Below are 1,852 nucleotides of genomic sequence, written 5' to 3' on the forward strand. Positions count from 1 at the left end.
GAAGGTGGTCATGGAAAATCCCCTAAATGTCTTAGTAGGAATTTAGGGGATTTTGGGGAATTTTGCAAAGGTCTCAGATTATCTGAAAATAAGATTCAAGGTTTTCAGACGACCTTTTAGCGGGTAAATTGCTCTCTAGATTGTTGTTACCGTAAAAGGTCGTCTGAAAATCCTATCCGATCAAAAACAAACCGCCCTTTCGAGCGGTTTGTTTTCAGCTTAAACAGACAGTTATTGTTTTTTGCCGCCGAATACACCGAAGGCATTGTTACTTTTATCTTCTTTGTCATGATAACTGTATCGTCCCGCCATTTCGGCAGCTTTGTCACCGTAGAATCCGCCAGTTACAGAGCCTTGTGCATCTGAAGAAGTCCATTTACCGTTAAAGCTGCTGCCTGTAATATCTGCAGTAAAGGCTCGTTCATTCATGAACCATCTGTCACCACTATTGATTTTACCTGCGATAGTCTTGGTATCGAAGTTGACATCTGCGGTAAACGAACCGGTAGTACGGTAGCCTCCTGTATCACCCACCCAGTTTTCCTTATTATCCAAGTTGCGGGCACGGAAATTCAACACATCGCCGGCATACTTGGCTGTCCCTGACGGTAGAGAGGCACTCATTACCCCCTGAACAAACAAGGAGTAGGCATTATCGGCAAGTTTTGCCGCACCGAAGACAACATTGCTCAAATTGCCTGAAGCAACAAACGATTTGTAGTCCGAACCCAATTCAGTTCGATAGAGCTTGTTGGTAACAGGTGACAAAGCGATTGTCGTACCGTTGATAACGACTTTGGTCAAATCGGCGATATTCGATAAGAAGTATTGCTCGCCTGTTTCACCTTTTTTCAATTCAGCTGCGGCGGCATCATCTTTAGGTTTGGTTACGGGCGCATCAGGTTTGGCAACCGGCGCATCAGGCTGTCCGCCTGCTTGAGCTGCCGCATCTTGGCGTTTTGCACCAAACACACCGCGCGCCACTACGTCTTCATCACGTTGGTTTTTGCCTGCCGCACTATATGTACCGGCAAGTTGGTCTGCCTTCGCGCCAAAGAATCCGCCTTGCATCGTACCTTGCTTGTTGGAGAAGGTGTTGCCGTGCAAATCGCCATTGAAAGACAAATTTTCCGCCATATCGCGCGCATTGGATTTGACGACACCTGCAATCCTATCGCCACCGCTACCACCGCCAACCGTTTGATCGGAATAGCGGTTGATGCCGACATTGATGGTTTTTTGGTCGAAATTGACTCTTGCGGTAACATCGGTTGCTTTGGCGGCAGAATACAGATTGGCCAGCTTGGCTTGCGAACCGGTTTCAAAAATTTCTTGCAGACCTCTTGTATCGATCGGCAGTCCGTTTGGGAAATGCAGGCCGATGCCTTTATAGGTTGCATCCCCTCTTTGGGCTGCAACGGTATCGCTGCCTGATGGCGTGCCTTGGACAAACAACGCCTGTTTCACATCACGCAGATCGCTGACATCGGCAACACCGCCGTAACGAACGTCAGGCAGCAGGTCGCCGCTGTGTACCGCATATTGTGCTGCATCGGCTTTACCGCCGTTCGTACTTCTTTCGCCCAACGTGAACTCACCTGCTTTAACGTCTTTGGTATTAATGGCGACACCATCAAGTACGACGCTGTTTTTATCCGAAGCAGTCGGAGCTTCGGTTTTGGCATATTCCAAATCGCCGGTTTCACGCTTTTTCGCTACCAAGACACCGCCATCCAAAGCCTTGCTCATTACTTTGCCTTCACCGCCAAAACCTTGACCTGAATTGGCCTCATTGGCTTTCTTAGCTTCCTCAGCTTTCTTGGCCTCTTCAGCTTTCTTAGCGTCTTCAGCT

General features: G+C 48.4%; 1 protein-coding gene. It reads right to left on the bottom strand.

Going from position 1 to position 1,852, the window contains the following annotated elements:
* Positions 1–231 precede the first annotated feature (231 nt).
* A partial coding sequence (locus tag ACTHSW_RS01775; RefSeq protein WP_440365023.1) for a transferrin-binding protein-like solute binding protein occupies positions 232–1,852 on the bottom strand: 1,621 nt, incomplete at its 5' end.

Origin of the sequence: Neisseria sp. P0008.S004 (assembly GCF_051962755.1) — a bacterium.
GTDB lineage: Bacteria > Pseudomonadota > Gammaproteobacteria > Burkholderiales > Neisseriaceae > Neisseria > Neisseria subflava_A.